At 68.4% G+C, this 24,295-nt stretch carries 29 protein-coding genes; 13 read left to right on the top strand and 16 right to left on the bottom strand.

What is annotated here, in order from left to right:
• The first annotated feature begins 7 nt into the window (after positions 1–7).
• Positions 8–1,027: a phosphotransferase family protein gene (locus C0481_RS15180; protein ID WP_293405251.1), complete on the top strand. Its 1,020-nt coding sequence runs from the start codon at positions 8–10 to the stop codon at positions 1,025–1,027.
• The gene (locus C0481_RS15175; protein WP_293405249.1) at positions 1,024–1,443 is read left to right on the top strand and encodes a hypothetical protein; all 420 of its coding nucleotides are present in this window, start codon (positions 1,024–1,026) and stop codon (positions 1,441–1,443) included. The genes C0481_RS15180 and C0481_RS15175 overlap by 4 nt, the downstream gene beginning before the upstream one ends.
• Here C0481_RS15175 and C0481_RS15170 read toward each other — a convergent pair.
• Both C0481_RS15170 and C0481_RS15165 read right to left on the bottom strand, forming a co-directional pair.
• Entirely contained in the window at positions 1,440–1,766 is a 327-nt protein-coding gene (locus C0481_RS15170) for an antibiotic biosynthesis monooxygenase (protein ID WP_293405247.1), read from the bottom strand. The two genes, C0481_RS15175 and C0481_RS15170, sit on opposite strands and share 4 nt — an antisense overlap.
• A complete protein-coding gene (locus C0481_RS15165; protein ID WP_293405245.1) occupies positions 1,763–2,071 on the bottom strand; it encodes an NIPSNAP family protein in 309 nt (102 codons plus the stop codon). Before C0481_RS15165 ends, C0481_RS15170 begins: the two co-directional genes overlap by 4 nt.
• Positions 2,072–2,173: 102 nt before the next feature.
• Here C0481_RS15165 and C0481_RS15160 point away from each other — a divergent pair, with 102 nt between their 5' ends.
• Positions 2,174–2,863, top strand: a complete 690-nt coding sequence (locus C0481_RS15160; RefSeq protein ID WP_293405243.1) for a winged helix-turn-helix domain-containing protein — start codon at positions 2,174–2,176, stop codon at positions 2,861–2,863.
• Here C0481_RS15160 and C0481_RS15155 read toward each other — a convergent pair.
• On the bottom strand, positions 2,808–3,260 hold the full coding sequence (locus tag C0481_RS15155; protein WP_293405241.1) for a DUF1810 domain-containing protein: 453 nt from the start codon (positions 3,258–3,260) through the stop codon (positions 2,808–2,810). The genes C0481_RS15160 and C0481_RS15155 overlap by 56 nt on opposite strands.
• Positions 3,261–3,377: 117 nt before the next feature.
• Here C0481_RS15155 and C0481_RS15150 point away from each other — a divergent pair, with 117 nt between their 5' ends.
• Together C0481_RS15150 and C0481_RS15145 are read left to right on the top strand one after the other, a co-directional pair.
• Positions 3,378–3,782 carry an OB-fold domain-containing protein gene (locus C0481_RS15150; protein WP_183771665.1) on the top strand — a complete coding sequence of 135 codons (405 nt, stop codon included), beginning with the start codon at positions 3,378–3,380 and terminating at the stop codon, positions 3,780–3,782.
• A 13-nt stretch (positions 3,783–3,795) separates the two neighbouring features.
• Positions 3,796–4,935, top strand: a complete 1,140-nt coding sequence (locus C0481_RS15145; RefSeq protein ID WP_293405235.1) for a hypothetical protein — start codon at positions 3,796–3,798, stop codon at positions 4,933–4,935.
• 110 nt (positions 4,936–5,045) lie between these two features.
• Here C0481_RS15145 and C0481_RS15140 read toward each other — a convergent pair whose 3' ends face one another.
• A complete protein-coding gene (locus tag C0481_RS15140) occupies positions 5,046–6,173 on the bottom strand; it encodes a zinc-binding dehydrogenase (RefSeq protein WP_293405233.1) in 1,128 nt (375 codons plus the stop codon).
• A 109-nt stretch (positions 6,174–6,282) separates the two neighbouring features.
• On the opposite strand from C0481_RS15140, the gene C0481_RS15135 reads away from it, so the two are divergent.
• The 3 genes from C0481_RS15135 to C0481_RS15125 all read left to right on the top strand — a co-directional run bounded on the left by C0481_RS15135 (position 6,283) and on the right by C0481_RS15125 (position 8,938).
• Positions 6,283–7,770, top strand: a complete 1,488-nt coding sequence (locus C0481_RS15135; RefSeq protein ID WP_293405231.1) for a CehA/McbA family metallohydrolase — start codon at positions 6,283–6,285, stop codon at positions 7,768–7,770.
• A gap of 95 nt (positions 7,771–7,865) precedes the next feature.
• Positions 7,866–8,468, top strand: coding sequence for a response regulator (locus tag C0481_RS15130; RefSeq protein WP_293405229.1), 603 nt, complete (start codon positions 7,866–7,868; stop codon positions 8,466–8,468).
• Positions 8,465–8,938 (top strand): hypothetical protein, encoded by a 474-nt coding sequence (locus tag C0481_RS15125; protein WP_293405227.1) that lies wholly within the window; start codon positions 8,465–8,467, stop codon positions 8,936–8,938. Before C0481_RS15130 ends, C0481_RS15125 begins: the two co-directional genes overlap by 4 nt.
• 14 nt (positions 8,939–8,952) lie before the next feature.
• Here C0481_RS15125 and C0481_RS15120 read toward each other — a convergent pair whose 3' ends face one another.
• Genes C0481_RS15120 through C0481_RS15065 form a run of 12 tightly spaced genes read right to left on the bottom strand, consistent with a single transcriptional unit; the run spans position 8,953 to position 18,674 of the window.
• A complete protein-coding gene (locus tag C0481_RS15120; protein ID WP_293405225.1) occupies positions 8,953–9,402 on the bottom strand; it encodes a hypothetical protein in 450 nt (149 codons plus the stop codon).
• Positions 9,399–9,995, bottom strand: coding sequence for a response regulator (locus C0481_RS15115; RefSeq protein ID WP_293405223.1), 597 nt, complete (start codon positions 9,993–9,995; stop codon positions 9,399–9,401). Before C0481_RS15115 ends, C0481_RS15120 begins: the two co-directional genes overlap by 4 nt.
• A gap of 13 nt (positions 9,996–10,008) precedes the next feature.
• On the bottom strand, positions 10,009–10,374 hold the full coding sequence (locus C0481_RS15110) for a hypothetical protein (protein ID WP_293405221.1): 366 nt from the start codon (positions 10,372–10,374) through the stop codon (positions 10,009–10,011).
• Entirely contained in the window at positions 10,374–10,934 is a 561-nt protein-coding gene (locus tag C0481_RS15105) for a chemotaxis protein CheD (RefSeq protein WP_293405219.1), read from the bottom strand. Before C0481_RS15105 ends, C0481_RS15110 begins: the two co-directional genes overlap by 1 nt.
• Positions 10,931–11,320, bottom strand: a complete 390-nt coding sequence (locus C0481_RS15100) for a response regulator (RefSeq protein ID WP_293405217.1) — start codon at positions 11,318–11,320, stop codon at positions 10,931–10,933. The genes C0481_RS15105 and C0481_RS15100 overlap by 4 nt, the downstream gene beginning before the upstream one ends.
• Positions 11,320–12,357: a chemotaxis response regulator protein-glutamate methylesterase gene (locus tag C0481_RS15095; protein ID WP_293405215.1), complete on the bottom strand. Its 1,038-nt coding sequence runs from the start codon at positions 12,355–12,357 to the stop codon at positions 11,320–11,322. Before C0481_RS15095 ends, C0481_RS15100 begins: the two co-directional genes overlap by 1 nt.
• Positions 12,354–13,235 (bottom strand): protein-glutamate O-methyltransferase, encoded by an 882-nt coding sequence (locus tag C0481_RS15090; protein WP_293405213.1) that lies wholly within the window; start codon positions 13,233–13,235, stop codon positions 12,354–12,356. The genes C0481_RS15095 and C0481_RS15090 overlap by 4 nt, the downstream gene beginning before the upstream one ends.
• Positions 13,232–13,702 carry a chemotaxis protein CheW gene (locus C0481_RS15085; protein ID WP_293405334.1) on the bottom strand — a complete coding sequence of 157 codons (471 nt, stop codon included), beginning with the start codon at positions 13,700–13,702 and terminating at the stop codon, positions 13,232–13,234. Before C0481_RS15085 ends, C0481_RS15090 begins: the two co-directional genes overlap by 4 nt.
• A 2-nt stretch (positions 13,703–13,704) precedes the next feature.
• Positions 13,705–16,041, bottom strand: a complete 2,337-nt coding sequence (locus tag C0481_RS15080; protein ID WP_293405211.1) for a chemotaxis protein CheA — start codon at positions 16,039–16,041, stop codon at positions 13,705–13,707.
• A 27-nt stretch (positions 16,042–16,068) separates the two neighbouring features.
• Positions 16,069–16,434, bottom strand: a complete 366-nt coding sequence (locus tag C0481_RS15075) for a response regulator (protein ID WP_056017186.1) — start codon at positions 16,432–16,434, stop codon at positions 16,069–16,071.
• 10 nt (positions 16,435–16,444) lie between these two features.
• Positions 16,445–16,726, bottom strand: coding sequence for an STAS domain-containing protein (locus C0481_RS15070; protein WP_267232026.1), 282 nt, complete (start codon positions 16,724–16,726; stop codon positions 16,445–16,447).
• A gap of 37 nt (positions 16,727–16,763) precedes the next feature.
• Positions 16,764–18,674: a methyl-accepting chemotaxis protein gene (locus C0481_RS15065; protein ID WP_293405210.1), complete on the bottom strand. Its 1,911-nt coding sequence runs from the start codon at positions 18,672–18,674 to the stop codon at positions 16,764–16,766.
• A 567-nt stretch (positions 18,675–19,241) separates the two neighbouring features.
• Here C0481_RS15065 and C0481_RS15060 point away from each other — a divergent pair.
• The 5 genes from C0481_RS15060 (at position 19,242) to C0481_RS15040 (ending at position 24,286) form a co-directional block, all read left to right on the top strand.
• A complete protein-coding gene (locus C0481_RS15060; RefSeq protein WP_293405209.1) occupies positions 19,242–20,429 on the top strand; it encodes an acyl-CoA dehydrogenase family protein in 1,188 nt (395 codons plus the stop codon).
• Position 20,430: 1 nt separating this feature from the next.
• Positions 20,431–21,507: an acyl-CoA dehydrogenase family protein gene (locus tag C0481_RS15055; protein WP_293405208.1), complete on the top strand. Its 1,077-nt coding sequence runs from the start codon at positions 20,431–20,433 to the stop codon at positions 21,505–21,507.
• Between the two features lie 48 nt (positions 21,508–21,555).
• Positions 21,556–22,365, top strand: a complete 810-nt coding sequence (locus C0481_RS15050; protein WP_293405207.1) for a hypothetical protein — start codon at positions 21,556–21,558, stop codon at positions 22,363–22,365.
• Entirely contained in the window at positions 22,362–22,658 is a 297-nt protein-coding gene (locus C0481_RS15045; protein ID WP_293405205.1) for a UBP-type zinc finger domain-containing protein, read from the top strand. Before C0481_RS15050 ends, C0481_RS15045 begins: the two co-directional genes overlap by 4 nt.
• Before the next feature lie 92 nt (positions 22,659–22,750).
• Complete coding sequence (locus C0481_RS15040) at positions 22,751–24,286, top strand: hypothetical protein (protein WP_293405204.1); 1,536 nt, start codon at positions 22,751–22,753, stop codon at positions 24,284–24,286.
• Positions 24,287–24,295 lie beyond the last annotated feature (9 nt).

The raw sequence follows: 24,295 nt of genomic DNA, 5'->3' as shown, positions 1-24,295 counted from the left end.
TTCAAGTATGGCGTTGGAACCCCGTCTGGCCGCCTACATCGCCGCCCGTATGCCAGGTGCGCGCGATGTGGCGGTGGCAGACCTGTCGCGTATCTCGGGCGGCGCTTCGCGTGAGACTTACCGCTTTCGACTGTCGTGGAACGAGGACGGCGCGGCGCGCGAGCGCAAGCTGATCCTGCGTCGCGATCCGCCGGCCTCGCTGATCGAGACCGAGCGGCGGATCGAGTTCGAGGCCTATCGCGCCTTCCACGGCAGCGCCGTGCCGGTGCCCGAGATGCTGTGGCTGGAGGAAGAGGACGGAGCCCTCGACCACCCGTTCTTCATCGCTGAGGAGATCGCCGGCTTTCAGGCCTCGCCGATGCTGTTGTTCGGGCCGCCCTATGCGGCGACCCTCGGCCAACTGGGCCAGCGCAAGTGGACCATCCTGGGTGAGATCGCCAAGGCCGATCCGGTTCCGCTGGGTCTGACGCAGGTGATGACGCCGGTCGCGTCCGACGCCTGCTGGGATCGCGAGCTCAGCTACTGGGAGGGTCTGCTCGACCGCGACGAGCCCGAGCCGCTGCCGATCACCCGCGCGGCGATCCGCTGGCTGCGCGCCAACCCGCCGCCGCCGGCCCAGAAGCTGTCGGTGGTGCATGGCGACTACCGGACCGGCAACTTCCTCTACGACGAGGCCGGCGGCATTCACGGCATCCTCGACTGGGAAATGTGCCACCTGGGCGATCCGCTGGAGGACCTTGGCTGGAGCTTCAATCCGGTCTGGTCGTTCGGCCAGGGCAAGGCCGGCGGCCTGCTGCCGCGCGAGGAGGCGATCGCCATCTGGGAGCGCGCCAGCGGCCTCAAGGCCGACCCCGCCGCGCTGCACTGGTGGGAGCTGTTCAACTGCGTGAAGGGCCAGGCGATCTGGATCTCCTCGGCCCGCGTCTGGATCGACGGCGGCAACCGCGAGCCGATCATGGTCTATCCGCCCTGGCTGCTGCAGAACGCCCAGGACCGCGCCACCCTGCAAGTGATGGGACGCCTATGAACCCGCCTGTTCCCGCCGTCCTGGCCGAGCTCGCCGGACTCAGCGTCCGCAATGCGATGCCGGACGTTCATCCCGCCGATCGCGCCAGCGCGCTTGGCCTGTCGGCGGCGCTGCTGGGCGTCGCCGCCGAGGTCTGGGACGGCATGGCCGCCCGGCTGGTGGCCGAGAACCGCGCCATCCGGCCGCTGTTGGCGCGGGCGGGGGAGGTTGGGTTGAACTTCGCGGCCCTCGCGGCCGGCGATGACGCCGACTTACGGCTGTCGGCGCTGAAGGCCGGCAACGACAGCCTGCGGGCGGCGCTGATCGAGCTGCAGGCCGCGGCCGAGGCGAACGGGGCCGCGGAGCTGCAGGCGGCGATCTGGAGCGAGTTGCTCGCCTCGACCGAGCGTCGCAAACTGGCGTCGTCGCCGGTCTAGGGCGCGGGGGCTTGATCGCGGGCTTCCAGCCCGTAGTCGCGAACGACCTCGGCCACCCGCACGCGATAGTCCGCGAAAACGCCGCCGCGTCCGGCCGCCTGGCCGGCGCGGTGCCGGGCGTTCTCGCGCCAGGCGACGACCGCCGCCTCGTCGCGCCAGAAGGACAAGGCCAACACCTTGCCGGGCGTCGACAGGCTCTCGAAGCGCTCGATCGAAATAAAGCCGTCTAGCCCGTCCAGCAGCGGCCGCAGAGCGGCGGCCTGGTCGAGATAGTCGCCTTGGCGGCCCTGCGCGGGCAGCCCCTCGAAGATGACCGCGATCATGGCGTCACCGGAGTCAGGAAGGTCCGCTGCTCAGACAGGACGTAGCGTTGCGCGCGGGCGGCGGCGAGGTTCGCCGCGCCGGCCGGGTCGGTCTTCAGTCGGGCGCGATAGGCCTCGTAGGCGGCCAGGCTCGGCAGGGAGATCATCGCCTGGGCGATGTTGTCGGTCCCCTCGTGCGGGAGCCAGTAGCCAACCAGATCGCCGCCGCATGCGGGGATGATGGTCGTCCAGGCGCGGGCATAGGCCTCGAAGGCCTCTCGCTGGAACGGATCGATGACGTAGCGAATGGCGCAAGTGATGGTCATGGCATCCTCGTGGGTGAGGCCGCTTTGGTAGCCGGGCCGGGGCGTCGAATGCTTCGATCCGCGTCGAATGGTGGTCGTTTCGCTTTGAGCTAGGATCGCGCCATGAAACTTGGCCCCGACATCTCGCGGGTCGCCGCCCTGATCGGTGACCCGGCCCGCGCCAACATGATGAGTGCGCTGATGGGCGGTTGCGCCCTGACGGCCGGCGAACTGGCCCGCGAGGCCGGCGTCAGTCCGCAGACCGCTAGTTCGCATCTGGCTAAGCTGGCGCAGGGGGGCCTGGTCACGCCGCGCCGCCAGGGGCGTCACGCCTACTACGCGCTTGCCGGCGAGGAAGTGGCCGAACTGATGGAGAGTCTCGCGGGGCTGGCGGCGGGCGCCGGGGCGTTGCGAACGCGGCCGGGCCCGCGCGAGCCCGCCCTGCGCGCGGCGCGGGTCTGCTACGACCACCTGGCGGGCGGCCTCGGCGTGGCCATGCTCGACAGTCTGGTTGGGCGCGGACTGGTCGAGGATCGGGCCGGTTCGCTGAGCCTCAGCCCGGAGGGCGCCGGCTACTTCCGCAGCTTCGGCGTCGATCCGGAAGCGCTGGCGCGCGGCCGCCGGCCGCTGTGCCGCGCCTGCCTGGACTGGAGCGAGCGGCGCAATCACATGGGCGGTGCGCTGGGCAAGGCGCTGCTGCAGACGATCTACGATCGCGGTTGGGCGCGGCGTCTCGACGGAACGCGGGTGGTGGCGTTCAGCGCCCCGGGCCTGGCGGCGTTTCAGCAAGCCTTTCCAGGATCTGCAGGGTGAGGTCGTCGCGCTCGCCGCCGAAGAAGCGGGCGAGCGCGGTGCGGAATGACGTCTCGTTCGGCGCGACGGCGTTGAACAGAGTCATGCTGGATCGGAACTTGAGGTCGTCTGGCGGGCCGAACACATCGCGCGCCAAGCCGGGCGCCTCGCTGGCTAGTTCGGTCAGGTCGCGCAGCCGCGAGCCGAGCACGGGGTGGTCGAGATAGGCGCGCGCCTCCGCGGCTGAGCCGATGGCGTAGCGCTGGGCCATGGCGCTCGATCCCAGGCCAGCGATCTGCGGAAACACGAACCACATCCAGTGCGATCGCTTGCGCCCGACCGCCAGCTCTGCGCGGGCGACAGCGATCACCGGCTCCTGGGCCTCGAGGAAACGGGCGAGGTCGAAAGGATCGGACATCGAAGTTTCCCTTAGCGTCAGCATCGACAACGCGGTCGTATCGGGCTTTTCTGCCGCGCCCGTCGTGAGGCGGGCCAATTTCCAAACGTCGAATTTTGATTGGGGACGAATTTCAAGATGGCGAGAATCTTGCCTGAACCCACGCCCGAGACCCAGCATTTCTGGGATGGGGCCGCCCGGGGCGAACTGCTCCTGCAACGCAACAAGGCCACCGGCGAAGCCTATTTCCCGCCGCGCCCGTTCTGTCCGAAGACCGGCTCGCGCGACGTCGAGGTCTTCAAGGCCAGCGGCAAGGCCGTGCTGTGGTCCTACGTGATCAACCATCGTCCCCGCCCCGACATGGGGACCGAGCCCTACGCCATCGCGGTGGTGAAGCTCGAAGAAGGCCCGACCATGATGACCAACATCGTCGGCTGCCCGCAGACGCCCGAAGCCCTGGTCCTCGACATGCCGCTCGAGGTCGTTTTCGAAAAGTTCAGCGACACCATCTCGCTGCCCTTCTTCCAGCCGGCCAAGTCGTAAGGGCTCCAAGACCATGCAAAAGAATTCCGTCGCGGTCGTCGGGGCCGCGGAAACCACGAAGATGGGCAAGATTCCGGACGTGTCCGTGATCGGCCTGCATGCCGATGCGGCGCTGAACGCCATGGCCGATGCCGGCCTGACGCCGGCCGATATCGACGGTGTCGCCACCGCCGGCATCAGCCCGGTCGAGCTCGCCCACTATCTCGGCATCAAGCCGACCTATGCTGACGGCACCTCGGTCGGCGGCTGCTCGTTCATGCTGCACGTGCGCCATGCGGCGGCGGCGATCGCCGCCGGCCACGCCAAGACCATCCTGATCACCCACGGCGAGTCGGGCCGCTCGCGCGTCGGCGCCGGCGGCTTCGGCCGCGCGCCGTCCAGCCTGATGGGCCAGTTCGAGATGCCGTTCGGCCCGGTCGGTCCGCCGACCATGTTCACGGTGCCGGTGCTTCGCTACATGAAGACCTACGGCGTCACCGAGGAAGACCTGGCCACGGTCGCAGTCATCCAGCGCGAATGGGCCGCCAAGAACCCGCGCGCCAGCTTCAAGGATCCGATCACCGTCGACGACGTGCTGAACTCGCCGATGATCGCCTGGCCGTACCGCATGCTGATGTGCTGCCTGGTCACCGACGGCGGCGGCGCGCTGATCCTGACCAGCGCCGATCGGGCCAAGGACTTCCCGAACAAGCCGGTCTACGTGCTCGGCACGGGTGAAAGCGTCGAGACCCCGATGGTTTCGCAGATGTACGACTTCACCTCGTCGACGGCGTTCAAGATCTCGGGCGCCAAGGCGTTCGAAGACGCCGGCATCAAGCACTCCGACGTCGATCACCTGATGATCTACGACGCCTTCGCCCACCTGCCGCTCTATGGCCTGGAAGACCTCGGCTTCGTGAAGCCGGGCGAAGCCAAGGACTTTATCAGGGAGCGCAACACCGCCATCGGCGGCAAGCTGCCGCTGAACACCAACGGCGGGGGCCTCTCCTACATGCACTCGGGGATGTACGGCATGTACGCCCTGCAGGAGAGCGTGCGGCAGATGCGCGGCACCGCCGCGGCCCAGATCGAAGGCGCCAAGATCAGTGTCGCCCACGGCGTCGGCGGCATGTTCGCCTCCTCCGGGACGGTGATCTTCACGAACGAAAAGTAGCGGTCAAAGAAACAGCCTTTCCCGGGTCAGGAAAGGCTGTTGAAACAGCGACTTACCGCAGTTCATGCTGCACCCATGCTGCAAGGCGTGGGTGCAGCATTTTTTTTGCGTCAGACGCCCTTGTTCGGGTTGATCAGGTACTTCTCGCCGGTCGCCTTGCGGGCGTAGGCGGCGATGGTTTCCGGCTGCAGCACCTCCGCCAGCGACAGCTCGGCGGTGTAGTGGCTGGCGAAGGTGGTCTTCAGTTCGGCCGCCACGCGGGCGCGCAGCTTGGCGGCGTCGGCGCCGATCTTCACCAGGAAGGGCGTGAGCAGCCAGCCGTTGACGCCCCAGGACAGGCCGAAGTTGCGGGCCAGTTCGGTCGGGCGCGTGTCCAGGCCGCCATAGATGTAGACCTGCTTGTAGGTCGACGAGCCGTAGCGGCTGTAGACGGTCGCCTTGCGGTTGGCCGCGACCTCCATGGCCGAGAGGATCTGCGAGGCCAGCTTGCCGCCGCCGATGGCGTCGAAGGCCAGCGTCGCGCCGGTCTCGTCGATGGCGTCGGTCAGGGCGTCGATGAAGTCGGGCGCAGTCGAGTCGACCACGTACTTGGCGCCGATGCCGCGCAGCAGGTCGGCCTGCTCCTGGCTGCGGACGATGTTGACCAGGGCCACGCCGTCCTTGATGCAGATCTTGTTCAGCATCTGGCCGAGGTTCGAGGCTGCGGCGGTGTGGATGAGGGCGGTGTGGCCCTCGCGGCGCATGACTTCCACCATGCTCAGCGCGGTCAGCGGGTTGACGAAGCACGAGGCGCCGTCAGCCGGGGTGGCGTCCGCCGGTAGCACGAGCACGTCGCCGGCCTTGGCGATGCGGTGTTGGGCGTAGGTGGCGCCGCCGAGGATGGCGACGGTCTTGCCGAGCAGGGCCTGCGCCTCCGGCGCGTCGCCGGCCGCGACGACCACGCCCGCGCCTTCATTGCCGACCGGCATCGAGTCGTCGAGCCGCGCCTTCAGCGCGCGCAGGAACTGTTGCGGCACCGGGAAGGTGACGACGGTGTCGTCGCCCGAGCCGGTGACCTTGGCGGCGGCGACGTCGACCGGGCCGAGCAGAAGGCCGAGGTCAGAGGGGTTGATCGGGGCGCCTTCGATACGGACCAGCACCTCGTCGCCGGCGGGTTGCGGCACCGGCACGCGCGCCAGGGACAGTTCCAGTTCGCCGCTCGACTTCACCAGTGAGCGCAGTTGCAGGCTCGTTTCCATACCCGTCTCCGTTTGATGTTGCTTACGTCGTAAATATGGACAGGGCGCCGCAACGGCAACGAAAAACGCACGATCGGTCGTAAATTTGCGCGTGCTATGCCGGAATCCGATGAGATGGACCCTGCAGCTGCGCGCCTGGGCGGGCTTGGCGATGGCGATGGCGCTGGCGACGGCGGCGCAGGCCCAACCAGCGCGTGCGCCGGACCAGACGCTGAGCGGGACGCTGACTGCAGCGGCGCACCAGACCTATGTCGAGGTTCCGTTCATGGTGCCGCCGGGGACCGAGCGCCTGACTATCGAGTTCGTCTACACCGGCCAGGAGCAGAAGTCGGTCATCGACCTTGGACTCCGCGATCCCGAGCGCTTGCGTGGCTGGAGCGGCGGGAACAAGGACCGCTTCACCCTCTCGGCGACCGACGCCACGCCGTCGTACCTCGCCGGGTCGATCAAGCCGGGGACCTGGAGGCTGATCCTCGGGGCGCCGAACATCCGCAAGGACGCCCGCGCCGAGTATGTCGCTCGGCTGTGGTTCGATCGCGCCGGCGCGCCGCCGGCCGAGCTGTCGGCGGCGGCGGGGCCTGGGGCCGAGCGCTGGTGGCGCGGGGATCTGCACATGCACACCGCGCACAGCGACGGCGCGTGTCTGTCGCGCAAGGGGGCGAGGGTCCCGTGCCCGGTGTTCAAGACCCTTGAGGCGGCCGCGACGCGGGGGCTCGATTTCGTGGCGGTCACCGATCACAACACGACCTCGCACTTCGACGCGCTGCGCGAGCTCGCGCCCTACTACGACGACCTGCTGATCCTGGCCGGCCGCGAGATCACGACCTTTCACGGCCATGCCAACGTCTTCGGGCCGACCGCCGACATCGACTTTCAGCTGGGCGGTCCCCGCGCGCCTCGCATCGCGGACATTCAGGCGCAGGCGGCGAAGGCCGGCGGGCTCTTCTCGATCAATCACCCCGGCCTGCCATCCGGCGAGTTCTGCATGGGGTGCGGCTGGACTGCTCCGGATACGGACTATTCCGCCGTCCAGGCGATCGAAGTGGTCAACGGCGGCTTCGCCGAAGGCCCTCTGTCCGGGCTCGCCTTCTGGGAGGCGCGGCTCAATGAAGGGCGTCGGATCACCGCCGTCGGTGGCTCGGACAACCACGACGCCGGGCTCGATCCGCGCAAGGCGCCGGCCATCGGCGTGCCGACCACCGTGGTCTGGGCATCGCAGCTGAGCCAGGCTGAGATCCTCGGGGCGATCCGGCGCGGGCATGTCTTCATCGACGTCGCCGGAACCGCCGACCGGCTGCTGGAGGTCAGCGCCCGCAGCGGGACGGACGTGGCGCAGATGGGCGACACCCTCGCCGCGCCGGCTGGGGGCAAGATTGCGGTCGAGGTCCACGTGGCGGGCGCCGCGGGCGGTCGCGTTCGACTGGCGGGCGACGCCGCAACGCTGGCGACGCCGGGGGATCTGTCGATCGGCTCGGGCGACCAGACGCTCGCGTTCGACCTCACAGCCGACGGCGCGGCCCGCTGGCTGCGGATCGACGTGCTCGCCCCCGACGGCAAGCTGATCCTGCTGGGGAACCCGATCTACTTGCGGCCTTAGACGTGTGGCGGCTCGCCGCACCGTTGAACCTGGAAACACTTATTAACCCTGCTCGCCGTAGGGTCGGAGCAGTCGTTTCGCCGCCCGGAAACAGTATGGGTCTTAGTCCCGAATCCCGCGCCCGCTTCAATCTCGAGCGCGCTTCGGTGCTGGTGCTCGATGAGTCCCCTATGGGCATGAGCATCCTCGTGCAGATTCTCACCGGCTTCGGGGTCAAGACGCTGCACCGCTGCGAAAAGGTCGAGGAAGCCAAGGAGGCGATCGCCAAGACGGAGGTCGACCTGATCGTCTGCGACGCCATGGGCGCGGCGGGCGAGGGCTATGACTTCGTCAAGTGGCTGCGGTCGAGCCGGATCGAACCGAACTGCTATGCGCCGGTGCTGCTGACCTCCGGCCACACACCCAGCCACGCGGTGCAGAAGGCGCGCGACTGCGGCGCGCATTTCATCATGGCCAAGCCGTTGACCCCGATCGCCGTGCTCGAGCGCATCATCTGGATCGCGCGCGAGGGCCGCCGGTTCGTGGAGTGCGACACCTACGTAGGCCCCGACCGCCGCTTCAAGAACGAAGGCGTACCGTCGGGCGTCACCGGACGCCGCCGCGACGACCTGCAAGGCGACATCGGCGAAGCCCAAAGCCCCAACATGGATCAGGAAGTCATCGACAGCCTGATGAAGACAAGACGGGTGGAACTATGAGCTCAGTTCGGATCCATACTCCGCCGGTCAAGCTGGCGAAGCTCTTGCGCACGCCGGGCGGCTTGCCGGTCGCCGAGGCCGTGCAACGCGCCGGCGCGGGCCTCGCCAGCCTGAAGAACGAATGCCTCGGCGAGTTGACCACCATGCTCGACCACGCCGAAGCCAGCGCGGCGCGGGCCGGCGCCGACTACGACCCGGCGCTGACCGCCGAGCTCTACGACATCGTCGCCAAGCCGATCGGTGTGCCGAGCGTCTGCGGCCTGGCGGCGATCGACACGGCGCTGATCAGCCTGTCGGATCTGCTCGATTATCTGAAGAGCCAGCAACGCTGGGACGGCAACGCCGTGGCGGTCCACCTGCGCGCCTGCCGCCTATTGCTGCAGACCGAGGGCGCGGCGGACGCGGCCGGCACCCAGGCGATCCTCGCCGGCTTGCGCAAGGTCAGCCAGCGCTACGCCCGGCCGGAGTAAGGGGCGGCGGCGCCTTAGGGCGCCAGCCGGTCCGTGATCGACCAGAGGCCGTCGACCACCGATTTCAGCGACTCGGGGTCCTGACCATCCTTGGTCCAGAGCAGCCGTAGGGCGCTGACGTGGACCCCGATGCTGGCCCAGTCCTGGCGCCCGTGAGTCCGCTGGCGGTCGACGAGTTCGCAGAGGCTGTAGCAGGCGTCGCAGAGCGTGCGCTTGTCGAACAGGCCGGCGATGTCGAGGATGGTCGAAGCCTCCTCGTACACCGTGTCCAGCGACACCGACTTCTCGCGGTTCATTGTTTCCAGGCGGCCGATCATGTTGCCGAGCGATTTCATCGCATCGCCGGCATGGGCGGCCAGTTCGCGTTGCGCGCGCTCGTTGGCGAGGCCCGCGGTCATGCCGCCCGGACGGGCGACCTGTTCGGTCAAGCGGTATTTGACCTTGACGAATTCAGCTTCGCTCACAGTTGCGCCTTCATCGGTTTCAGCAGCATGTCGATGTCGGACTGATCCATGTTCGGATCGGTGGCCGCCCCAACGTGCGTGGAGAGGTCGTCCTTGCGTCGGCCCTTGACGCCTAACGGTGGGCCCATGTTCTTGAAGCGGCGGTCAGGGCCGACATAGCCGTCGGCCACCACCATCTGACGTTCGTCCTTGGCGACCCAGAACACCCGCTGCAGCAGGATTTCGGGGGTGAACGGCCGGGAGACGACGAAATTGGCACCGGAGTCCCGGCTCTTCTCGACCATGGTCCGCGCGGCGTGGCCGGTCAGCATGATCACCGGCGTGAAGCGGGCGTTGTCGGGGCCTTCGCGACGCAGCCAGTGCACCAGGTCGTAGCCGTCCATGTCGGGCAGGTGCGAGTCGGTGACGATCAGGTCGAGTTCCTGGGTCTTCACGACGTGCATGGCCTCGGCGCCGTTGGCCGCCTTGAACTGCTTGCGCACGCCAAACCCGCGAAACATCGCGGTCAAGGCGTCCATGGCCTGCGAGTTCTGCTGGACCAGCAGCACCACCGATCGGTCGAGATTGATCCTGATCTTGGGGTCGAGGGCCATCTGGCGCGCCGATTCAGAAGAGGTCGAGGTCCCCGGCGTCGGCCGTCGCCCGCGCGGAACCCTCGCGGGTCACTCGCGCCAGGCGGTTGGCGAGATCGCCGAGCGTGACGCCGGCGACGGCGTCGGTGAGGTCATAGGCGTCGCTCGCGGCTTGGGCCGACAGCTTGCGGGTGAAGTTGGCCAGCGCCGCCAGGTGCTGGGTCAGCACGTCGAGGGTCTGGGCTTCGTGCAGGGCGATGGCCAGCGGCTCGCCGCGGCTGGCGCGGACCAGCTGCGTCACCAGGGTCTCCAGGCGATCGCACAGCTCTCCGGCGTGCTCCAGCTCCTGGGCGATGGAGGCGAGCACCTCGGGGGTGCGGACGAGGGCGGATTGGCTCATCAGAACAGCTCCACGGACCCTTCGTCCTCGACCGGCGCAGGGACCCGCGCCACAGGTTCGCGCAGACGGGTTAGCTCCGCGTTATCAGTGACAGTTCTTTGTTGCGCGCGGCCGGTGGTCGGCCAGTACTGCACCCGGCGCGCGGCCAAGCCGCCGAGGCTGGAGCCGACGACGGGAATGCCTTCGTCGCGCAGGAATTTCTCGGCGAAGGCGGCGTTCGAGGCGCCGACGTCCGACAGGCCGCCGAACATGCGCGCCCCACCGAACAGCTTGGCCTCCAGCCGATCGCGGCGAGCGCCGGAACGCAGCAGCTCGTTGATCAGCAGTTCCATGGCGTAGGCCCCATAGCGGCGGCCTTCGTCCAGCCCCTCGGCCTTGCCGCTCGGCAGCAGGAAGTGGTTCATCCCGCCGACGCCGGTCTTGGGATCGCGCATGCACACGGCCACGCACGATCCGAGGATCGTGGTCAGCATGACGTCGGGGTCGCTGGAGATGTGGTGCTCTCCCTGCACCACGTGGACCCGCTTGCCCGGTCGTCCGGAGACATTTTCGACGATCATGTCAGGGGACCGAACACCGCTTCGATTTTTTCTTTGAGCGTTTGGGTGGTGAAGGGCTTCACCAGGTAGTTGTTCACGCCGAACTGCACGGCCCGCTGCACCAGTTCGCGGTCGGCGCGACCGGTGAGCATGATGACCGCGGTCTTCGAGGTCGGACCATGGGCGCGGATCGCGCGCAGCAGGCCCAGCCCGTCCAGCTTGGGCATGTTGAAGTCGGTGATCACCAGGTTGGCCGGCGCGGCGATGATCTGACGCAGCGCCTCTTCGCCGTCGGGCGCCTCGCGCGTCTGGGTGATGCCCAGGGCGTGCAGGCTGGTGCGGATCAGCGAGCGCATCGTCTGCTGGTCGTCGACGATCAGGGTCTTGATGGTGACGGCGGCGGGCATCAGGCGCTCCTATGGATGTCTGCGGCGGAGCAGAGGTTCAAGATGGAAGGACCCATCCGCGAGAGGCCCACCTGCCTCTCGACGGCGCCGATTTCGAAGGCGACGCGCGGCATGCCGTAGACGACGCACGACGGCTCGTCCTGGCCGAGGGTCCGGGCGCCGGCCTTGCGCATGGCCAGCAAGCCGGCGGCGCCGTCGCGGCCCATGCCGGTCAGGATCGCCCCGACCGCATGGCGGTTCAGCTTGGCGACCGACTCGAACAGCACGTCGACTGAGGGGCGGTGGCCGTTGACCGGCTCCCCCGCACGCAGGCGGATCACCGGATGCGAGGCCGACATCACTTCCATGTGCTGGTCGCCGCCGGGGGCGATGTAGACGTGGCCGGGCTGCAGGCGGTCGCCGTCGCGGGCCTCGGTCACGTGGGCCCCGGAGATGCGGTCCAACCGGGCCGCGAAGCTCTTGGTGAAGGTCGCCGGCATGTGCTGGGTGATCACCGTTGGCGGACAGGTGTCTGGGAACGTCGCCAGGATGGTCATCAGCGCCTCGACCCCGCCGGTAGACGAGCCGATCGCCAGGATCGTGTCAGAGGCGCGATAGTCGCCGTCGCGTTCGACCGGGGCGACGGGGCCATTGTACGGCTTCACCCGCGCCCGGGCGGCGGCCTTCACCTTGAGGGTCAGTTCGTTGAAGGCTTGCTGAGCCGTCACCCCGCCGACCGGCTTGCCGACGCAGTCGACGGCGCCGAGCTCGAGGGCTTCCAAGGTCACGTCGGCGCCAGCCTGGGTCAGGGTCGAGACCATGACCACCGGCGTCGGCCGCAGGCGCATGATCTTTTCCAGAAACTCCAGGCCATTCATCTTCGGCATCTCGATGTCGAGGGTGACGACATCGGGATTGAGCTTCTTGATCTGTTCGCGCGCTTCCAGCGGATCGTTGGCGAAGCCAAGGACCTCGATCTCGGGATCACGCTTCAGCGCCGCGGCGATCAGGCCGCGCATGGTCGCGCTGTCGTCGACGACGAGGACACCAACGGTCATCGGCCGCCTCGCAGGGCGTAGGTCGTCAGGCCGGTGGTCTCGAACTGGCTCGTCGCCGGGCCGGAGACGCGTTCTGAGTGGCCGATGTAGAGGGTGCCGCCGGGGACGAGCGCCGGCGCAAAGCGGCTCCAGATCCGCTCCTGGGTGGGCTCATCGAAGTAGATGACCACGTTGCGGCAGAAGATGACGTCGAACTTGCCCTTCATCGGCCAGTCGCCGATCAGGTTCAGCTCGCGGAACGCCACCAGCTCGCGCAGCTCGTCGGCGACTTCCCAGCCCGACCCGGATTTCTTGAACCACTTGCGGCGCAGTTCCAGCGGCACCGGGGCGACGGCGTCCTCGCGGTACACCCCGGCCTTGCCTTCGGCGATCATGTTCGGATCGATGTCGGTGGCCAGGATCTTGACGTCCAGGCTGGCGGCCTCGGGCAGCGCGGTCAGCACCGTGATGGCCATGGAGTAGGGCTCCTGGCCGTTGGAGCAGGCCGCCGACCACAGGCGCACGCGGCCGCCGCGGCGGGCGGTTTCGGCCAGCTTGGGCATCACCACATCGCGCAGGTGATCGAAGTGGTGCGGCTCGCGGAAATAGCGGGTCACGTTGGTGGTCAGGGCCGCCATCATCGCCTGGCGCTCGTCGACGCCCTGCTGACCCTCGATCAGGCTGCAGTATTCGCGGAACGAGCGCATCCCCAGCGAGCGCAGCCGCTTGGCCAGGCGCGAATAAACCAGCGCCGCCTTGCCCTCGGCCAGGGCGATCCCGGCGTGGCTGTGCAGGATGTTGGCGATCTTCTTGAAATCGTCGTCGGTGAACAGGAACTCGCCTTCGACCAGTCCGGCCGCGGCGCCGCCCCTGGCGCGGGTATCGACTGGGCTCGTCATGCCGCCTCTGCCTCGGTCTCCGGCAACACGCGGTCGAGCGAGATCAGGCTGACCATCCGCCCGTCGATGGCGAACAGGCCCTTCACGAAGGTCTTCACTTGGTCGCACGCGACGTCCGGCGTCGGCTGCACCATGTCGTCGCTGACATTGATGATGTCGCTGACAGCCTCGACCAGGAGGCCGAGCGTGCGGCCGCCGACATTGACCACCATGATCACGTGGCGGGCGCTGGGCTCGCTGGTGGTCAGGCCCAGGCGTGCGCCCAGGTCGACGATCGGCAGCACCGCACCGCGCAGATTGATGACGCCCTTCATGTAGGACGGGGTGCGGGGCAGGGGCGTGGCCGGGGTCCAGCCGCGGATCTCGCGCACCTGCATGATGTCGACGCAGAACTCCTGCTCGGCGATGCGGAAGGCGATCAGCTCGCGGCGCGCGCCGGCCGCGGAATGGGTGATCGGGTCAGTCATGCTCATCCGGCCATTCGCTTTTCGCTACGCGGCGCCGGCTTGCGCCGGTGCTGGGTGGTCACAAGGGCGTCGACGTCGAGGATCAGGGCGACTCGGCCGTCGCCCAGGATGGTCGCCGCGGCGATGCCGTCGATCTGCTGGTAGTTGGCTTCCAGGCTCTTGATCACGACCTGGCGCTGGCCCTGGATGGCGTCGACCAGCAGGGCCGCTTTGCCGCCGCCCTCGCTCTCGACCAGGATGGCCACGCCCTGTCCGGCCTCCATCGGGCCGTCGCGGAAGCCCAGCGACACGCCGACGTCGATCAGAGGCACGAAGGTGTCGCGAATGCGGATCACCGCGTCCTTGCCGCCGACATAGTGCACGTCCTCGGGGCGCGGGGTCAGGCTCTCGACGATCGCCGACAGCGGCGCGACCAGGGTCTGTTCGGCGGCGGTGACCACCATGCCGTCCAGCACCGCCAGGGTCAGCGGCAGCGACATCGTGAACTTGGAGCCCTTGCCAGGCTCGGACGAGATCGAGATCCGGCCGCCCAGGCCCTGGATCGAGCGGCGCACGACGTCCATGCCGACGCCGCGGCCGGAGATGTCGGAGATGGTCTCGGCCGTGGAGAAGCCGGGCAGGAAGATCAGGTTGTCGGTCTCTTCGTCCGACAGCACGGCGTCCTCGGCAATCAGGCCCTTGTCGATGGCGATTCCGCGCACGCGCTGGCGGTTGATGCCGCGGCCGTCATCCTGGATTTCGATGACGATGCGGCCGCCGCGGTGCAGGGCGCGCATGTGCACGACGCCCTCAGCGGGCTTGCCGGCTTCGGCGCGGCCTTCGGGCGTCTCCAGCCCGTGGTCGATGGCGTTGCGCAGCATGTGGGTGATCGGATCGGTCAGCCGCTCGATGACGGTCTTGTCGACCTCGGTGCCTTCGCCTTCCATCACCAGACGCACGCGCTTGCCGACCATGTCGGCGACTTCGCGGACCAGGCGCGGCATGCGTTGGAACACGCTTTTCACCGGCTGGGCGCGGATGGCCATGACGCTGTCCTGGATCTCGCGGGTCAGCAGTTCCAGGTCTTCGAGGCCGAGCACCACGTTCGACGAGCGGGCCAGGCCGCTCTCCAGCACGCGCTGGGACAGCATGGCCTGCTGGATGACCAGCTCGCCGACGGCGTTGATCAGCCGGTCGACGCGGTCCAGGTCGACGCGGATGGTGGCTTGGGCCGGCGCCGCCGGGGCGTTGGCGGTGGTGTTGGCGGGGGCGGCTGCCTTGGTGGCGACGGGGGCGGCGGCGGCCGGCGCCGCTGCGGGCGGCGGCGGCGCGGCCGGGGCGGTGGTTTCGGCCTGGGCGCGGGCGATCAGCGCGGCGACGTCCATGTCGGCGGCCGGCTCGGGCGCGATGACCGGTTCCGGTTCGGCCACGGCGGCGGGCGCATCGCCAGAGACGCGGGCCAGCAGGGCGGCCAAGTCCAGGGGCGCTTCGGCGCTGGCCTTCGCCAGGTCGTCGTCGCTCAGCGGCACGTCGGCCTTCGGGGCCGGTTCGTCCCCGCCCTCGCGGATGATCGACAGCACGCAGTCGTCTTCCACGAACTCGAACACTTCGCGGATCGAAGCTTCGTCCTGCTCGGTGGTCAGGCGGATCGTCCAGCGCAGATAGGCGCTCTCGGCCGCGATCTGGTCCAGCGGCGGCAGGTCGCTGTCGTCCAGCGTCACCTGCGTCTCGCCCAGCCGGGCGAGTTCGCGCAGCAGCAGCCCGGCCTCGTTGGCCTTGGCGTACATCTCGGTCTTCGGCGCGAACTCGATGAGCCACGCGCCGCCCGCGGCGGCCGCGGGCTCCAGCTCCAGGGCCACCGGCGGCGGCAGGTCGAAGTCCATGGCCGGGGCGGCGTCGTCGTCGATGGAGACGGCCATCGGCACGAAGCCGAAGTCCTCGTCGTCGCCCAGGCCGCCGTCGTCGGCCAAGCCATCGTCGCCGATCAACGACTTCAGTTCGGAGAGCATGCCCGCCGAGCGCGCTTCATCGACGGTCGTGCCGTCGCGCGCGGCGGCGACGTGGTCGGCCAACACGTCGAAGGCGCGCAGCAGGGTTTTGGCGACCTCGTCGGTCAGCTCCATCTTCCCCGAGCGCAGATCGTCCATGACCGTCTCGAAGACGTGGGCGAAGCGGATCAGGTCTTCGAGACCGAAGGCCCCGGCGCCGCCCTTGACGGAGTGCACCGCCCGGAACACCGCGTTGATGGTCTCGCTGTCGGCGTCCCCAGCCTCCATGGCCAGCAGACCCTGCTCGGCGTCGGTCAGGAGCTCGTCGCACTCCTGGAAGAAGGTCTGCTTGATGCTCTCGAACGGATCCAACGGAGCGCTCCGGTTGGGAGGGAATGTTTAGGCGGCGACCCGACGGACGGCTTCGACCAGCTTCACTGGATTGAAGGGCTTCACGATCCAGCCGGTAGCGCCGGCCGCGCGGGCCCGCTCCTTCTTGGCTGCGTCGCTTTCGGTGGTCAGCACCAGGATCGGCGTGGCGCGGTGATCGGGATTGGCGCGGACGCCCTCGATCACGCCGAAGCCGTCCAGGCGAGGCATGTTGATGTCGGTGATGACGACGTCGGCGCCGTTGGCCTGCAGGACCTCCAGGCCCTCCACGCCGTCCACGGCCTGGATCACGGTGTATCCGGCCTGAACCAGCGCATGGTTCAGCATTTCCCGCATGGTGCGGCTATCGTCGATCGTCAGGACGGTCTTGCTCACGAGAATCCCCCTAGGACTCGAATTGCAGCTCGGGCGCGCCAAACGCAGCCAATTGCTCTGAGAAGCCCGAAGACGGTTGATCCACAGTTAAGCTAAGCCCGTCCTCAGACCAGATTTTGCGCGCAGACATCAAAACCTGCAGGCAGAGCCCACCCAGGCGGGTGACCTGCGAGGCGTCCAGGCTCAGCGGGCGGCCACGCAAGGCCATCAGTTCGGCCCGCAGGGGCTCGGCCGCCTGCAGGTCCAGGATCGGTTGCAGGCTGACCACGGCGGGCGCCGTCGACTGCGTCATCTTCACTTCCCCCCAAGGGACCGCGCGGTGCGGCGCCCTAGAATTCTTCCCAACCGTCGGACTCGGGCTCCGGCTTGCGGAGCGCCGAACCGTCGCGGCTCGACCGTCGCATCTGCGGGCTGGCGGCGGCCGGACGACGTCCAGCCGGAGCGGCCTGCACCTGGCCGATGTTGAACCGCGCGACGGAACCCGAGAGGGTCTCGGCCTCGCCCGCCAGGGCGTGGCTCGCCGCCGTCGATTCCTCGACCATGGCCGCATTCTGCTGCGTGACCTGATCCATTTGGTTAACAGCGGTGTTGACCTGTTGCAGGCCGACGGCCTGCTCCTGGGCGCTGGCCGCGATCTCCGAAACCAGCTCGTCGATCTCGGCCACGCGGCCGACGATCCGCTGCAGGGCCTGGCCGGTTTCGCCGACCAGGTGGACCCCTTGGCCGACCTGTTGGCTGGAGGCGCTGATCAAGGTCTTGATTTCTTTGGCCGCTTCGGCCGAGCGCTGGGCGAGGGCCCGCACTTCCGAGGCGACGACCGCGAAGCCACGGCCAGCTTCCCCGGCGCGGGCGGCTTCGACGCCGGCGTTCAGGGCCAGCAGATTGGTCTGGAAGGCGATCTCGTCGATGACGCCGATGATCTGGCTGATCTGCTGCGCCGACTGCTCGATTTCACTCATGGCCGCGACGGCTTGCCGCACCACTTCGCCGCTCTTCTGGGCGTCGCCGCGCGCGCCGAGCACGACGTCGCTGCAGGTCTTGGCGCCGCTGGCGGTCTTGTTGACCGTGGCGGTGATCTCGTCGAGCGCCGCAGCGGTCTCTTCGAGGCTCGCGGCCTGTTGTTCGGTGCGGCGTGACAGGTCGTCGGCGGCGTGGCTGATCTCGCCCGCGCCGCTCTTGATGCCCTGGACGTTGGCGATGACCACGCGCATCGCGTCCTGCAGCTGGACCATCGCGGCGTTGAAGTCGGTCTTCAGCTGCTCGGCGTCCGGCGCGAACGGAACGGTGATGCGGTGGGTCAGGTCGCCGTGGGCCAGCTTGCCCAGCGCCTCGGCCAGCGAGCCGATGGCGACGGCGTCTTCCTCGGCCTTGCGGGCCTTCTCTTCCTCCCGGGCGCGGCGCTCGGCTTCGGCGGCGGCGCGCTGTTCGGCGGTCTGGCCTTCCAGGCGCAGCTTCTCGATGCCGGCTTCCTTAAAGACGGCGACGGCCTGAGCCATCTGGCCGACCTCGTCCTTGCGGTCCATCGCCGGAACGATGGCGGTGAAGTCGCCTTGAGCCAGGCGGCGCATGGCGGCGGTCATGGCGGTCACCGGCGCGCCGATCATCTTGCTCAGAACCCAGCCCAGGCCGACGGCGATCAGCACCGCCAGGCTCAAGCCGATGGCGAGGCTGAGCGTCGCGGTGGCCGAAGCCTTGACCTGCTCGGCCTGAAGTCGCGTCATCTCCTCGGTCATCGCCGCCTGCACGGCGTCCATGGCGTCTTCGGCCGGCGCGATCACCGAATCGGCGGAGCCGTCCGGGCCGACCATGGCGATCGCCTGGTCGATCGTGGCGGGGTCGGAGGCGAGCTTCACGCCGGCCTCGAAGACCTCGGCGTACCAGCGGTCGGCTGAGGCCGAGGCGGTGTCGATCTTGGCGGCCAGTTCAGGCGTGTCGGCCAGGCCGGCGCGCGCCTCGTCCAAGCGCTTCTTGAAGTTCGCCCGGTGCTTGTTCACCCGCTCGACATAGTAGTCGCTCTTCGACAGCAGATAGCCGCGGTAGCTGTTCTCCTGCCGGGTCATGAAGAACTTGGCCTCGTCGAGGGCCGACAGCACCTTGCGGCTTTCCGTGATCTGCTCGCGGGCGTGATCGAGCGTGCGCAGATTGACCATCATCGCGCCGCCCATGCCGGCCATGGTCAGCACCACCGCAGCGAAGCCCAGGGCCAGCTTGCGGGAGATCTTCAGGTTGTCGAGAAACACGAGGCCGTCCCCAGGGTTCAGACCGCATCGCGGCTAGCGCGTTGCGAGGCGAGCGCGCCCCAGGCTTTTCTTCCGTACTAGATCCAAGAAAATGCAGGAGCGACCTTATCGCGCCCGCACTCAGAGAACATTGTTCTCAACTATACGAAAGCGAGTCACCTGCGAACGAGCACTATTCTCCTACGAATACTTGGCGAAGTCGGAGCGCGAGGAATCCCGCCCGCCTTCGTCGTCGTCCTATCGCTAGGTCGTCCTGGCTGAAGAAATGGTTACTGCAACCGATGGGGAGGCGCCGTTTCCCATGCATTTGCGGGGACTTGCGCCAACGCCTGCGACAACCCGCCACAGGGGGTCCGGTGTGTCGGCTCTCCCGAAAACCCCAGGGTGCGCACGCGCCCTGCCACTACAGTTCTAGGTAATATAGTGACGGCTGTCTCATACTGTACGCGAGTTCAATTTGAGATTTCGCAAAATCGGCCGAAGCGCCCCCAGCTTCCGTCGGGTCATACTTGCGAGCCCCGCGGCGGGATGCTCGCCTAGCGGCGACGACGCCCTGGGAGGACGCCGATGGACCTGCGATTCACGCCCGAAATGGAAGGTTTCCGCGACGAGGTTCGCAGTTTCCTGACGAAGCACCGCGACCGCTACATTGGCGATGCCGCGCGCCCGCGCGAGGCGGCGCTGGAGTGGCAGCGGCTGCTGATCGAGCACGGCTATGCTGCGCGGACGATCCCCAAGGCCTATGGCGGCTATGGCGCGGCGCCCGACGTCCTGAAGTCGCGGATCATCGCCGAGGAGTTCACCCGCGCCGGCGCGCCGCGCGGCTTCGCCAACCAGGGCATCTCGATGCTGGTCCCCACCCTGCTCGAGGTCGGGTCCGAGGAGCAGAAGACGCGCTGGATCGGTCCGACCCTGCGCGGCGAGGTGGTCTGGTGCCAGGGCTACTCCGAGCCGGGCGCCGGCTCGGATCTCGCCTCGCTGCAGACCAAGGCGGTCGAGGACGGCGACGACTTCGTCATCTCGGGCTCGAAAATTTGGACCAGCACCGCGGCCCAGGCCGACATGATTTTCTGCCTGGTGCGCACTGAGCCGGATGCGCCCAAGCACGACGGCATTTCCTACATCCTGTTCCCGATGACGACGCCGGGGATCGAGGTGCGGCCGCTGAAGACCATGACCGGTTCGGCCGAGTTCAACGAGGTGTTCTTCACCGACGTGCGCGTGCCCAAGAGCGCGGTGGTCGGCGGACGCGGCCGCGGCTGGTTCGTCGCCAACGCTACCCTCAAGCACGAGCGCGGCATGCTGGGCGACCCCAACGCCACCGAGGCGCGGTTGCACGCGCTGATCGAGCTGATGAAGACCGAGTGCGTCGACGGCCGTCGGCTGATCGACGACCCGGTGTTCTGCGACCGGGTCATGCAGCTTCAGGCCCGCGTGCTGACCATGAAGTTCAACGGCCTGCGCAACGTCACCGCGTCCGTGAACGGCGAGTCCAGCGGCATGGCCGGCCTGGTGGTCAAGCTGCAGGGCTGCGAGCTGAACCACCAGATCGCCGCCCTGGCCATCGACGCGCTCGGCGAGCTGGGCGTGCTCTACGAGGACGGTCCGCACCTGCGGGCCAAGGGCTCCTGGCAGTGGAACTACATGTTCGACCTCGGGCTGATCATCGGCGGCGGCACGGCCCAGATCCAGAAGAACATTATCGCCGAACGCGGACTTGGCATGCCGCGCGAACCCAAGCTCGCGAGCGCCTGACATGGATTTCTCGATCACCGCCGACCAGAGGCTGATGCAGGAGAGCCTCGCCCGCACCCTGGAAGCCGCCGCCCCGCTGGAGCGCGTGCGCAAGTTCGCCGCGGACCGCGAGCCGATCGCCCGCGACGTCTGGGCCGCCCTGGCCGACTTCGGCCTGCCCGGCGTCGTCGTGCCCGAGGAGCATGGCGGACTGGGCCTTGGCCTGCTCGACGCGGCCCTCGCCGCCGAGGCGCTGGGCCGGGCCGTCGCGCCGACGCCGTTCCTCGGCTCAGTCGCCGCGTCGGTCGCTCTGGTGCGCGGCGGCAGCGCCGAACAGCAGTCTCGTTGGCTGCCCAAGATCGCCTCGGGCGAGGTCGTCGTCGGTCTGGCGATCGCCGAGGCGGTGGCCGGCGCGCGGGACGGCATGGGCGTGACCGCGGCGGGCGGCCGTCTCAACGGCGGGGCGCTGTTCGTGACTGACGCCACGGCCGCCGACCTATTCCTGGTCGCCGACACCGCCGGCGGGCTGCATCTGGTGGTCGGCGATGCGGCGGGCCTGACCCGTTCGGACGTGACCAGCATCGACCTGACCCGGCGGCTGGGCGAGCTGGCCTTCGACGGCGTCTCGGCCGAGCCGCTGGCCGCCCACACGCTGGACGCCGTGCGTGACGCGGCCTGGACACTACTGGCCGCCGACACCCTCGGCGCGTCTGAGGCGATGATCGAAAAGGCCGTGGCCTACGCCAAGGAGCGGCGGCAGTTCGGCCGTGTGATCGGCTCGTTCCAGGCGGTGAAGCACATGTGCGCCGAGATGGCGGCCGAGCTGGAGCCCTGCCGTTCGTTGGTCTGGTACGCCGCCTACGCCTTTGATGACGCGCCGGCCGAGGCCGGACTGACTGCGGCCCACGCCAAGGCGCATACTTCCGAGGTCGGCCGCTTCATCGCCCGCACCGCCACCGAGGTTCACGGGGGTATGGGCATCACCGACCTGCTCGGCCTGCACTACTGGTTCAAGCGCATCGGGCTGAACCGCCAACTGCTGGGCGGTCCCGAGCGGGTGCGCAGAATTGCGGCGCGAATGCAGGGACTGGCGGCCTGAGGCGCGGCGGCGCTTGCGTCGGCCGGCCCTGGCGGTAGCGTCGCGGTCATGTCGCGCATTCTCCTCCAGACGACGATCCCGACGACGCCGGACGACTGGCACATCGGCCGCTTCGGCCTGCTGGCCGATGTGCTGCGCGCCGCCGGTCACGAGGTCGTCGCGCGCGATCGTGAGGCCGGCCCCGACCCGGTGTTGACGGGGCTGGCGACCAGCGACTTTGATCAACTCTGGCTCTTCGCAGTCGATGTCGGCGATGGGCTCAGCGAGGACGAGAGCGCCGCGATCCGGGCGTTCCACGCCCGCGGCGGCGGCGTGCTCGTGACCCGCGACCACCAGGATCTGGGCAGTTCCGTGCGCTCGCTCGGCGAGGTCGGTCGCGCGCATCACTTCCACACGATCAATCCGGAGATCGATCCGGCCCGCTGCTGTCGCGACGACCAAGAGACGACCTACATCGACTGGCCGAACTACCACTCCGGCTCCAACGGCGACTTCCAGGTGGTTGGGGCTGGGGTCGAGGGCCATCCGCTGTTGGCCGATGTCCCGTACCTGCCGGCCCATCCCCACGAGGGCGCGGTCAGCGCGCCGACCGACACCCCTGGCGCCCAGGTGATCGCCGTGGGGGTAAGCGAGGTGAGCGGCGCGGTCTTCAATTTGATCGTCGCCTTCGAGGGGCCGGGCGGCCGCGCGGTGGCGCAATCCACCTTCCATCACTTCTGCGACTACAATCTCGACCCTCGCCGCGGCTGCCCAAGCTTTGTCAGCGAGACGCCGACGGACCGCATCATCGCCGACCCGCGGGGGCGCAGATCGGCTGAGCGATACTTCGAGAACCTGGCGGAGTGGTTGAGCCCATGACCTGCACCCACGGCGCGCACCTGAAGGTCGTCGTTCCGTCTGCGGACGGTTGCGAGGAATGCTTGAAGATCGGCTCGGGCTGGGTCCACCTGCGGCTCTGCCGCGAGTGCGGCCATGTCGGCTGCTGCGACGACTCGCCGAACACTCACGCCACCAAGCATTTCAAGGCGACCGGCCACCCGATCATGGAGACCTATGATCCGCCGGACGGCTGGGGCTGGTGCTATGTCGACGAGGTGATGCTGGACCTGGAGGGCATGACCACGCCGCACCCGCAAGGCTGGCGCTACTAGTCGCTCGACACCCGTTTAGCGCGTGCTACAAGCGTTCCTGCAACCAAGTGCCCGGGGGGAGCATGAGGACCAGGACGCTCGTACGCCTGATCGTGAGCGCGCTCACAGTCGTCGGCGCGCTTTGGCCGGCCGCCGCCAGCGCGCAGTGGCTGCGCGCCGAGACCGACCGCTTCATCGTCTACAGCCGCGGGCGCGAGGCGCAGCTGCGCGAGTATGCGGTCAAGCTGACCACCTTCGACGCCGTCCTGCGCTCGATGAGTCCGGCCCCAAGGAAGCCGGTGGCACGCAAGCTGGAGGTTTACCTCGTCGATTCAGCGGCGGAGCTTCGGCGGGTGCGGCCCGGTCTGTCGTCCAGCACGTTGGGGCTCTACACCGCCGGGACCGGCGGCACGTTCGCGATCGCTGATCGCGGCGGCGGCGGGCTCGACACCGACGACGTGTTGTTCCACGAATACGGTCACCACTTCATGCTGGAGAACTTTCCCGCCGGCTATCCGGGCTGGTTCGTCGAAGGCTGGGCCGAGTACTTCATGGCCACCGAGATCGTCGGCCGTACGGTCAAGGTCGGCGGCTACAACGTCAACCGCGTCTACTGGCTGTTCAATGCGCCATGGCTGCCGATGGAGGACGTACTCTCCAAGTCGCCGTGGCAGATCCCGCGCGAACGTCGACACCTGTTCTATTCGCAGGCGTGGCTGTTGACGCACTACATGCGCAGCGACCCGGTCCGCGCCAAGCAATTGAACGAGGCGATCTTCGCTATCGCCAATGGGGAGCAGCCGCTGCCGGCAATGCAGAAGGCCACGGGCATGACCGTCGCCGAGCTGACCAAGGCCCTGCGTGGCTATCAAAAGCTGCCCGGCTACAAATTCACCGACGTTCTAAAGACGCCGCCCGTCGTCACGGTCACGCGGTTGCCGCCCTCGGCGGATGACCTGCTGCTCGACCACCTGCGCCTCGTCGCGCAGCGCGACGACACGGTGGATCCGAAGTTTCTGGCCGACGTGCGTCGGCGCGCGGCCAAGTGGCCCGACGACCGCTACGCCGAGCTGGTCTGGGGGGAGGCCGAATTTGCACACGGCGACATTGCTGCGGGCGAGGCGATCGTTCAGCGCCGGCTCGACGCCAACACCAATGATGTGGAGGCGCTGCTGCTCGCGGGGACAGGGCAGCTCACCGCCGGCCACCGGCGACCCGACACCCGTCTCGCCCGGGCCCGAGCGGCGCGGCCCTACCTGATCAAGGCCCACAAGCTCAATGAAGACGACTACCGGGTGTTGTTCGCCTACGCCGTCTCACGCATGGCCGAGCCCGGTTTCCCGAATGAGAACGACCTCAACGCCCTGCTGGCCGCGCGCGCGCTGGCGCCGACGGTGGATCCGATCACGGTGATGGCCGGCCAGGCGCTGCTCAAGCATGGCGAGCGCGAGCGGGCGGAGGGGCTGCTGGCGATCGTCGCCAACAATCCGCACGGCGGGCCGCTGTCGGCCCAGGCGCGGGCGCTGATGGAGGGCAAGTCGACGAGCGAGGCGGAGGCGGCCGCTGCGGCCGAGGCGGAGGCCGATCTTGCGCCGCCGGACGATGCCGGCGGCAAGGCCGGTGGCAAGGGCGAGGCCGGGAAGGACTGACGGGCGTCG

Source organism: Phenylobacterium sp. (genome assembly GCF_013822795.1).
In the GTDB taxonomy this organism is placed as follows: domain Bacteria; phylum Pseudomonadota; class Alphaproteobacteria; order Caulobacterales; family Caulobacteraceae; genus Phenylobacterium.
The sequence above is the reverse complement of the archived record's forward strand: the minus strand, read 5'-3'. Positions and strand labels throughout refer to the sequence as shown.

Coding starts and splice junctions, on each gene's coding strand:
- C0481_RS15180 (WP_293405251.1), top strand. CDS start 8: ATGGCGTTGGAACCCCGTCTGGCCGCCTACATCGCCGCCCGTATGCCA.
- C0481_RS15050 (WP_293405207.1), top strand. CDS start 21,556: ATGTCGCGCATTCTCCTCCAGACGACGATCCCGACGACGCCGGACGAC.
- C0481_RS15145 (WP_293405235.1), top strand. CDS start 3,796: ATGCAAAAGAATTCCGTCGCGGTCGTCGGGGCCGCGGAAACCACGAAG.
- C0481_RS15140 (WP_293405233.1), bottom strand. CDS start 6,173: ATGGAAACGAGCCTGCAACTGCGCTCACTGGTGAAGTCGAGCGGCGAA.
- C0481_RS15130 (WP_293405229.1), top strand. CDS start 7,866: ATGGGTCTTAGTCCCGAATCCCGCGCCCGCTTCAATCTCGAGCGCGCT.
- C0481_RS15060 (WP_293405209.1), top strand. CDS start 19,242: ATGGACCTGCGATTCACGCCCGAAATGGAAGGTTTCCGCGACGAGGTT.
- C0481_RS15115 (WP_293405223.1), bottom strand. CDS start 9,995: ATGGCCCTCGACCCCAAGATCAGGATCAATCTCGACCGATCGGTGGTG.
- C0481_RS15150 (WP_183771665.1), top strand. CDS start 3,378: ATGGCGAGAATCTTGCCTGAACCCACGCCCGAGACCCAGCATTTCTGG.
- C0481_RS15160 (WP_293405243.1), top strand. CDS start 2,174: ATGAAACTTGGCCCCGACATCTCGCGGGTCGCCGCCCTGATCGGTGAC.
- C0481_RS15135 (WP_293405231.1), top strand. CDS start 6,283: ATGAGATGGACCCTGCAGCTGCGCGCCTGGGCGGGCTTGGCGATGGCG.
- C0481_RS15090 (WP_293405213.1), bottom strand. CDS start 13,235: ATGACGAGCCCAGTCGATACCCGCGCCAGGGGCGGCGCCGCGGCCGGA.
- C0481_RS15055 (WP_293405208.1), top strand. CDS start 20,431: ATGGATTTCTCGATCACCGCCGACCAGAGGCTGATGCAGGAGAGCCTC.
- C0481_RS15105 (WP_293405219.1), bottom strand. CDS start 10,934: ATGATCGTCGAAAATGTCTCCGGACGACCGGGCAAGCGGGTCCACGTG.
- C0481_RS15165 (WP_293405245.1), bottom strand. CDS start 2,071: ATGACCATCACTTGCGCCATTCGCTACGTCATCGATCCGTTCCAGCGA.
- C0481_RS15175 (WP_293405249.1), top strand. CDS start 1,024: ATGAACCCGCCTGTTCCCGCCGTCCTGGCCGAGCTCGCCGGACTCAGC.
- C0481_RS15100 (WP_293405217.1), bottom strand. CDS start 11,320: ATGCCCGCCGCCGTCACCATCAAGACCCTGATCGTCGACGACCAGCAG.
- C0481_RS15070 (WP_267232026.1), bottom strand. CDS start 16,726: ATGACGCAGTCGACGGCGCCCGCCGTGGTCAGCCTGCAACCGATCCTG.
- C0481_RS15085 (WP_293405334.1), bottom strand. CDS start 13,702: ATGACTGACCCGATCACCCATTCCGCGGCCGGCGCGCGCCGCGAGCTG.
- C0481_RS15170 (WP_293405247.1), bottom strand. CDS start 1,766: ATGATCGCGGTCATCTTCGAGGGGCTGCCCGCGCAGGGCCGCCAAGGC.
- C0481_RS15125 (WP_293405227.1), top strand. CDS start 8,465: ATGAGCTCAGTTCGGATCCATACTCCGCCGGTCAAGCTGGCGAAGCTC.
- C0481_RS15045 (WP_293405205.1), top strand. CDS start 22,362: ATGACCTGCACCCACGGCGCGCACCTGAAGGTCGTCGTTCCGTCTGCG.
- C0481_RS15095 (WP_293405215.1), bottom strand. CDS start 12,357: ATGACCGTTGGTGTCCTCGTCGTCGACGACAGCGCGACCATGCGCGGC.
- C0481_RS15110 (WP_293405221.1), bottom strand. CDS start 10,374: ATGAGCCAATCCGCCCTCGTCCGCACCCCCGAGGTGCTCGCCTCCATC.
- C0481_RS15155 (WP_293405241.1), bottom strand. CDS start 3,260: ATGTCCGATCCTTTCGACCTCGCCCGTTTCCTCGAGGCCCAGGAGCCG.